At 52.0% G+C, this 398-nt stretch carries 1 protein-coding gene; it reads right to left on the bottom strand.

Annotated elements, in window-relative coordinates; genetic code table 11:
- The coding region (locus AC1DUA_RS40850) for an MFS transporter (RefSeq protein ID WP_477505044.1) at positions 1–398 on the bottom strand (398 nt) is incomplete at both ends.

Genomic DNA, 398 nt, shown 5'->3' with positions numbered 1-398 from the left:
GCCATAAGTAGGAATAACAAAATAGGATATTAAAGCCGCGATAATCCACCCGCATGCCCAAAAGCTTTCGAGCAGCACCACAGCCCTTCCTCTCTCCGTAGCGGAGAACGATTCCGAAACAAGTGTGGAGGCAACGGGAAGCTCCCCGCCTAGACCAAACCCTGTAATGAAACGCAGGGTGCATAACATAATGAAACCTGTTGCTAATGCGGAGAGTCCGCTGGCAACAGAGAATATCAAAAGCGTAACCAAAAGGACGGATCTACGTCCATAGCGATCTGCGCTCGCACCGGCAACGGCTGCGCCAACAGGTCCATAGCGATCTGCGCTCGCACCGGCAACGGCTGCGCCAACAGCCATTCCTATTGAATTGATAGCTGCCAATAGGCCAATTTGTT

The organism is Paenibacillus sp. 01T422 (assembly GCF_056398785.1).
This window is presented reverse-complemented; position numbering and strand designations above follow the sequence as displayed.